Origin of the sequence: uncultured Georgenia sp. (assembly GCF_937958535.1) — a bacterium.
Taxonomy (GTDB): Bacteria; Actinomycetota; Actinomycetes; order Actinomycetales; family Actinomycetaceae; genus Oceanitalea.
This window is the reverse complement of the sequence record NZ_CALGNQ010000182.1, coordinates 1-6,764: the sequence shown is the minus strand read 5'-3', so window position 1 is coordinate 6,764 and position 6,764 is coordinate 1. Positions and strand designations below refer to the sequence as shown.

Below are 6,764 nucleotides of genomic sequence, written 5' to 3'. Positions count from 1 at the left end.
CCGCCCGAGCACCCACCTCCACCGACCGCTCCGCCCGAGCACCCACCTTCACCGACCGGACCCGCGGCAGCGACGGCACAACCGTCCCGCGCCGACATGGGAGACGACGGAGTCACGCCACCGGCCGCCACGGCGACCGGACCGGCACCGCCCACCGACGAGGGGACAGCTCTGTCCACCGCACACTCTCAGGCAGGTGCGTCCACGGATCGGCGTTCCCAGGTCGGGACACCGGACAGTCCCGCACCGTCCACGTCCGACCCGGACGAACCAGGACTGCCGTCGCCGGGCACCGGGGCGGGTGTTCCCGCCCGGTGGTGCATGACCGTGGGGCAGATCGGTGGTCGCCGCACCCAGGTCCGGGTCACCGTGCCGCTGTCGGTGCTGCTGCCGCCGGACATCGCACGCCAGCTCGGGCTTCCACCCACCGGCGGCGACGACCAGGACCGGACACAGGCCGAGCTCGCTCGGCTGCCGGACGACGACGCGATCATCTTGTTCCTGGAACGCGAACCGGCCGAGGTCGCCGAGCTCGAGGGATACGGGCCGATCTCACCCGCCGTGGCGCGAGCCGCAGCCCTGGGCGGCACGTGGCAGCGACTCGTCACCGACCCCCTGACCGGGATCATCCTCGACCACAGTCGCTCCCGGTACCGCCCGCCGGCGGACCTCGCCGAGCTCGTCCGGCTCCGTGACGGCACCTGCGTCGAGCCCGGCTGCTCCTCCCCCGCACGTTCCTGCGAGCTCGACCACGTCCAGGCGTGGAGCCAGGGCGGTACCACCGCTCTCCTCAACCTGGGTGACCTGTGCACCCGTGGCCACCTCGTCAAGACCAGCGACCGCTTCCGGCTACGTCACCTGGGCGCGGGTGAGTTCGAGTGGACCACCCCGACGGGGCACGTCTACCACCGGCGGCGCGGCGGACGTGTCGTCCGGGTCCCGCGTGACCGCTCCTGGGCGGTCGGCCCACCGCCGTTCTGAGCCGGAGGAGGCACCGATGCGGGCCGCCTGGTGCCCGGCCCCCGGCGTGGGAGCCGTGGCCGGTCCCAGCGCGTCAGGACGTCGGCAGGGCCGCACAGCACGGGCAGTGCAGGCGGTCCGTCCGACCCGCGAGCCACGCGCCTCTCCCGGCGTGCACGTTGCGGTGCCGCAGGGCTCGTCGTCCACCGCAACGTGCAGGCGGTCCGTCCGGCCCGCGAGCCACGCGCCTCTCCCGGCGTACACGCTGCGGTGGCGCAGGGCTGGTCGTCCCCGTTCGACACTCGGACGAGTCACGCCGGTGCAGTCAGCCGAGGAACGTCAGCACGACGACCAGCACCCCGATCAGGACGACCGCTCCGACGATCATGAGCGCCAGGGCCCCCGACCGGTCGGACCACCGGCCGGCCCCGGGATGGAACCTGTCGAGGTGGGCGGCGGGGATGACCCCGCGAGGGTCCTTCCCCACGGGGATCCCGGCCAGCTCGAGCACCTGGGACACGCTCGCCACCGTGGGGTTCGCGGGCGCGTCCTGCACGCGGTGCAGCACCTTGCCGTCGGGTCCGCGGATGATGAGGTTGAGCGTGGTCATGCCGCCGTTCCGCAGGCCGATGACGACTGCGTCGCCGATCCCGGACAGGTGCAGCGTCCTTGTCGTCGCCACGCCTCGGAAGACGAGCCTGCCGTCCGGGGACAGCGTGGTGCCCACCCGGAGGATGGCCGTGACGATCACTCCGACAACCACCGCCGCGAGCAGGAGCACCAGCACCCGGCCGGCGGGCGAGTCCACCAGAAGCGCTCGGGGCACCAGGAGCACCACCGGAAGCCCCGCGAGCACCCACGTGACGCCACCCGCTCGTCGCGTACGGAGCCCGCCGTCCGGGGTCTGCTCGACGAGGTTGGCTGCCGGTGCCGGCTGGGTCATGGGCCCTCCTTCGACGGTGGTCGGTCCCGGCCACCCTACGGAGCGATGTACGGCGAGCACGGCTGCACTGTCTGCGGGGCGCGGCGGGGCGCTGCACACAGGCGGCCGGTAGTCGTTGGCTGGTCCTACGCCCCGGCCATCCGGCGAACGCGGCTGGATGTGCGCCTCAGCCGCCCTGCGGGCGCGTCGAGGAACTCTCCCTCAGCCCTCCTGCAGGCACGGCGGGGCACGGCAGCGCAGATCGCCACCGGCCGCTGCCGACCGCTCCTCTCAGCGACCCAGGACGTCCCCGAGCGCGGCGAGGACCAGGGCCACGGTGTCGTCACCGGCGTTCGGGCCCATGAGCCCGATCCGCCACACGGTGTCGGCGTAGGGGCCCACCCCTGCACCGATCTCGATGTCGTACCGCTCGAGCAGCTCGGCCCGCACGGCGGCGGACTCCACACCGTCGGGCACGCGGACGGTGGTGAGCTGGGGCAGGCGGTAGCCCTCCTGCGCGAACAGCTCCAGCCCCATCTCCTGGAGCCCCTGCTGCAGCCGCTCACCGGCACGCGTGTGCCGCTCCCACACGGCGGGCAGCCCCTCGTCGAGGATCCGGCGCAGTGCGCCGTGGAGGCTGAGCACCATCGCCGTCGGCGCGGTGTGGTGATAGGTCCGCTTACCGCCCGTGGCGCCGCCGACGTACCCACCGAGCAGCCCGAGGTCGAGGTACCACGAGCGCGGCGTCTCCACCCGCCGGGCGAAGGCACGCTCGTTGATCGTGAACGGGGCCAGCCCGGGCGGGGTGCCGAGGCACTTCTGCGACCCCGCGTACGCGACGTCCACCCCCCACGCGTCGGCCCGCAGCTCGGTGCCGCCGATCGACGTGACGGCGTCGACGAGGAGCAGCGCATCGCCCTTGAGCTGCCCGAGGGCGGCGATGTCGGAGCGCACGCCGGTGGAGGTCTCGGCGTGGACCGCGGCGATCACCTTCGGTGCCGGGTGCGCCGCCGCCACCCGCTCGGGGTCGATCGGCCGGCCCCACTCGTGGTCCACCCGGACCACCTCGGCACCGCACCGGCGGGCGACCTCGCACATCCGCTCACCGAAGAGCCCGTTGACGGCGACCACGACGACGTCGCCCTCACCCACCGTGTTGACGAAGGCCGCCTCCATCCCGGCCGACCCGGTCGCCGAGAGCGGCAGCGTGCGCGAGCTCTCCGTCTGCCACACCGCGCGGAGCATGTCGCACGTCTCGTCCATGAGCCGGATGAACTCCGGGTCGAGATGCCCGAGCAACGGCGCGGACAGGCCCACCGTCGCCTCCGGGTAGGGGTTGGTCGGGCCCGGCCCGAGGAGGTACCGCGTGGTCAGGGTGAGGGTCATGGGCACTGCCTACTGCACGGGTGCTGCCTGAGACAAACCCGAACGCCCCCACCGGGCAGCGCCCGAGGCGACACACTGGCTGCATGGCCCTCGCCGTCTGCCTGCTCTTCGCCCCGGCCCACGAGCGTGCGCTGCGCGGGCTGTGGCGCCGGGTGGAGGAGGCCGGCGTGCCCAGCATGACGTCCCACACCCACGGCCGTCACGTGCCTCACCTCTCCTACGCGGTGCTGCGCTCCTTCGACGTCGCCGCGGTCCGGGCGGGGGTCGGGGCGCTCCCCGACGGCGGCCCGCTCACGGTCCACCTGAACGCGGTCGCGGCGGCACCGCGCGGGAGGGTGTGGCTCGTGCCGGCAGCGTCGGCCGCGCTCGTCGAGCGGCAGCAGGCCGTCGCGGACGCGGCCGCCGCCACCGGCGCCGACCTCCACCGCCACTACCTCCCCGGCCGGTGGCTGCCCCACGTCAGCATCGCCCCGCGGGCCCGGCTGCAGGACCTGCCAGTGGTGGCCGACGTCGCCTACGCGGTGCTGCCGCTCACCGTGCAGGCCGACCGCGCTGCGCTCGTCGACAGCGCCACCGGGGAGCGCTGGCCGCTCGACACCGTCCCGTGACCCCACCCGCTACCGTGCGGTGGGAGGCGGGGGGAGGGTCGCCGAGAGCCGGCAGGAGGGTCACCGTGGACGAGCAGGCCGAGCACGGCTACTACCGGCTGATGCTGCTCCTCACCGTGGTGCTCGCCGTGCTCGCCGTCGTGGTCACCGTCGCTGTGCTCCTCGTCCGGGACGACGACGGTCCGGACCCCACCGGCCCGCGGCCCTCACCGTCTGTCAGCCGCGGCCCGGGCTGAGGGCCCCCAGCACCGCCCGAGGCGCGGTCTCCCGTCACCCACCGACGGCATCGACCGCCGCGGCGAACACCCGCGGTAGCCGCTCGGCCGCCGGGACCAGCAGCGGCCGTGCCGGTGAGCCGCCGACGGCGAGCAGGGCGCGGGTGAGCAGCCGGTGCCGCCGCACGATGCGCCGCCACGCCCGCTCGTAGCCGGCGACGTCACCGGCGACGACGTGCCCGACGGCCGCCTCGGCCTGGGCGAGGGCGAGGCTGATCCCCTCCCCGGTGAGCGCGTCGACGTAGCCGGAGGCGTCACCGACGAGCAGCGCCCGGCCCACCACCCGCCGCCGGGACTCCTGGCGCAGCGGCCCGGCGCCACGGACGTCCGAGGCAGGCTCGGCACCGGCCACCCGGGCGAGCAGCTCGGGGAAGTCGGTGAGGTGGGTGTCGTACGGCGCCCGCCGGGAGGTGAGGATCGCGATGCCCACCTCGTCGGCGGCCACCGGCGTCACGTAGGCCTCGGCGTGCTCCGCCCAGTGGACCTCGACGTGGTCCGTCCACGGCACCAGGCGCACGTGCCGGCGCAGCCCGTAGCGCACCGGCCCGGGCGCCCGCGCCTCCAGGCCGAGCGCACGCCGCAGCGGGGAGTGCAGACCGTCGGCCACGACGACGTACCCGGCCGGCTCTCCGTCGACGACGACGCCGCCGCGCTGCTGCGTCACGGTCCGCACCCGCCCCCGCTCGATCACCACCCCGGCGTCGAGCACGGCGCTGCGCAGCGCGCGGTGCAGCTCGGTGCGCCGCACCCCGCGGCCCGGGCGGCCGCTGAACCGAGTCTCGGCCCGCCGGCCGGGCGCGCAGTAGCGGATCCCGACCAGCTCGCGGCCCCGGGGCCGCACCCCGAGCCACTCGAGGTGGGCGACCCCGGACGGCATGACACCTTCACCGCACGCCTTGTCGACGACGCCGTCGCGCGGGTCACGCACGACCACGGTCAGCCCGGCGGCGACAGCGTGCAGGGCGGTCGCCAGACCGGCCGGCCCGCCGCCGGCGACGACGAGGTCGACCACCACGTCAGCGCCTCGCGGGTGCCGCGTCCGCCAGGGCCCGGTTCTCGGTGCGGATGCGCACGGTGAGCAGCCACGCGTTCGCCGCGGTGAAGACGAGCGCGGTGAGCCAGGCCGAGTGCGCGAGCGGCAGTGCGACACCCTCGACCACGACGGCCACGTAGTTCGGGTGCCGCAACCACCGGTAGGGGCCACCGTCGACGAGCGGCATCCCGGGCACGACGATGACCCGGGTGTTCCACCGTGGTCCGAGGGTGCGGATGCACCACCAGCGCAGCCCCTGCGAGCCGAGTGCGAGGGCGAGCATCACCCAGCCGAGCGCCGGGACGAAGGGGCGGTCGGCGAGCCACACCTCGGCCAGGCAGCCGAGCAGCAGCGCCGTGTGGAGGACGACCATCACCGGGTAGTGGCCGCCGCCCGTCTCCCGGCCGCCGTGGGCGAAGGCCCAGTGGGCGTTGCGCCGGGCGACGGCGAGCTCGGCGAACCGCTCGAGGACGACCGCCCCGAGGAGGACCGTGTACAGCACCTGCGACGTCATCGTGCCTCCAGCAGCACGAGCTCGAGACTGAAGCCCGGCCCCATCGCCATCATGAGCCCGAAGCTGCCCGGCTCCGGTCCGGCGTCGAGGGCGGTCCGCAGGATGTGCAGCACCGACGCCGAGGAGAGGTTGCCGACCGTGCGCAGCGACTCCGTCGTGATCGCCAGCGCCTCGCGGGGCAGACCCAGGGTGTCGGCGAGGGAGCCGATGACCTTGGGACCGCCCGGGTGGCACACCCACCAGCCGATGTCCGCGACCGTCATGCCGTGGCGACCGAGGAAGGCGGCGACGTCCTGGCCGACGTTCTCCCTCACGAGGTCGGGGACCTCGGCGCCGAGCACGATCCGCAGGCCGGTGGACCGCACGTCCCAGCCCATGACCGCCTCGGTCCCCGCATAGAGGCGGCTCATCGAGTCGACGACGCGCGGCGCCCCCGACGACGCGGCGCCCGCTCCCCCGCCGTCGGCAGCGGGGTGGTCCTGCCCCACCGCCACGACCGCGGCACCGCCGTCCCCGAACAGCCCGCTCGCCACGAGGTTGGCCCCGGAGGAGTCCCCGCGCTGGACGGTGAGCGAGCACAGCTCGACACTCACCAGCGCGGCCACGGCGTCGGGCCGCCCGCGGAGCAGGTCGTGGACCCGGGCGGTCCCCGCCGCGCCGCCCATGCAGCCCAGCCCGATGAGCGGCAGGCGCACGACGTCGGAGCGCAGCCCGACCCGCTCGGCGATCCGCGCCTCCAGCGACGGGACCGCCAGGCCGGTGATCGTCGTCGAGACGACGATGTCGACGTCCTGCGGCCCGAGCCGTGCCCGCTCCAGCGCGGTGGAGAGCGCGCGGGCGCCGAGCTCCACCGCCGCGGTGATGAAGGCGTCGTTGGTCTGCCCGAAGTCGGTGAGCGCGGCATACCGCTCGATGGGCAGGGCGAGGTACCGGTGGTCGACCTCGCAGCCGGCGTGGATGCGCCGGATGAGCCGCTCCCCGCTGTCGTCCAGCCCGATGAGGCGCACGAGCGCATCGGTGAGCTCGGCCTGGGAGTAGCGGTGCTCGGGCAGTACCGGCTCGACGG

The 6,764-nt window shown here is 74.8% G+C and carries 8 protein-coding genes; 3 read left to right on the top strand and 5 right to left on the bottom strand.

Annotated elements, in window-relative coordinates; translation table 11 throughout:
- Positions 1-321: 321 nt before the first annotated feature.
- The gene (locus Q0195_RS09655; protein WP_299277628.1) at positions 322-981 is read left to right on the top strand and encodes an HNH endonuclease signature motif containing protein; all 660 of its coding nucleotides are present in this window, start codon (positions 322-324) and stop codon (positions 979-981) included.
- 304 nt (positions 982-1,285) lie between these two features.
- Here the strand turns inward: Q0195_RS09655 and Q0195_RS09650 are convergent, their stop codons facing one another.
- A complete protein-coding gene (locus Q0195_RS09650) occupies positions 1,286-1,903 on the bottom strand; it encodes a hypothetical protein (protein ID WP_299277625.1) in 618 nt (205 codons plus the stop codon).
- A gap of 270 nt (positions 1,904-2,173) precedes the next feature.
- Positions 2,174-3,268, bottom strand: coding sequence for an alanine--glyoxylate aminotransferase family protein (locus Q0195_RS09645; RefSeq protein WP_299277623.1), 1,095 nt, complete (start codon positions 3,266-3,268; stop codon positions 2,174-2,176).
- Positions 3,269-3,351: 83 nt separating this feature from the next.
- On the opposite strand from Q0195_RS09645, the gene Q0195_RS09640 reads away from it, so the two are divergent.
- Both Q0195_RS09640 and Q0195_RS09635 read left to right on the top strand, forming a co-directional pair.
- Complete coding sequence (locus Q0195_RS09640; RefSeq protein ID WP_299277620.1) at positions 3,352-3,876, top strand: 2'-5' RNA ligase family protein; 525 nt, start codon at positions 3,352-3,354, stop codon at positions 3,874-3,876.
- A gap of 65 nt (positions 3,877-3,941) precedes the next feature.
- Positions 3,942-4,112, top strand: a complete 171-nt coding sequence (locus Q0195_RS09635) for a hypothetical protein (RefSeq protein ID WP_299277617.1) — start codon at positions 3,942-3,944, stop codon at positions 4,110-4,112.
- A gap of 34 nt (positions 4,113-4,146) precedes the next feature.
- On the opposite strand, the gene Q0195_RS09630 is transcribed toward Q0195_RS09635, so the two are convergent.
- The 3 genes from Q0195_RS09630 to Q0195_RS09620 form a co-directional block, all read right to left on the bottom strand.
- Complete coding sequence (locus tag Q0195_RS09630) at positions 4,147-5,166, bottom strand: NAD(P)/FAD-dependent oxidoreductase (RefSeq protein WP_299277615.1); 1,020 nt, start codon at positions 5,164-5,166, stop codon at positions 4,147-4,149.
- Position 5,167: 1 nt separating this feature from the next.
- On the bottom strand, positions 5,168-5,698 hold the full coding sequence (locus Q0195_RS09625; RefSeq protein WP_299277613.1) for an isoprenylcysteine carboxyl methyltransferase family protein: 531 nt from the start codon (positions 5,696-5,698) through the stop codon (positions 5,168-5,170).
- Positions 5,695-6,764: 3-oxoacyl-[acyl-carrier-protein] synthase III C-terminal domain-containing protein (locus tag Q0195_RS09620; protein ID WP_366518091.1), on the bottom strand; the 1,070-nt coding region annotated here is incomplete at its 5' end. The genes Q0195_RS09625 and Q0195_RS09620, both read right to left, overlap by 4 nt.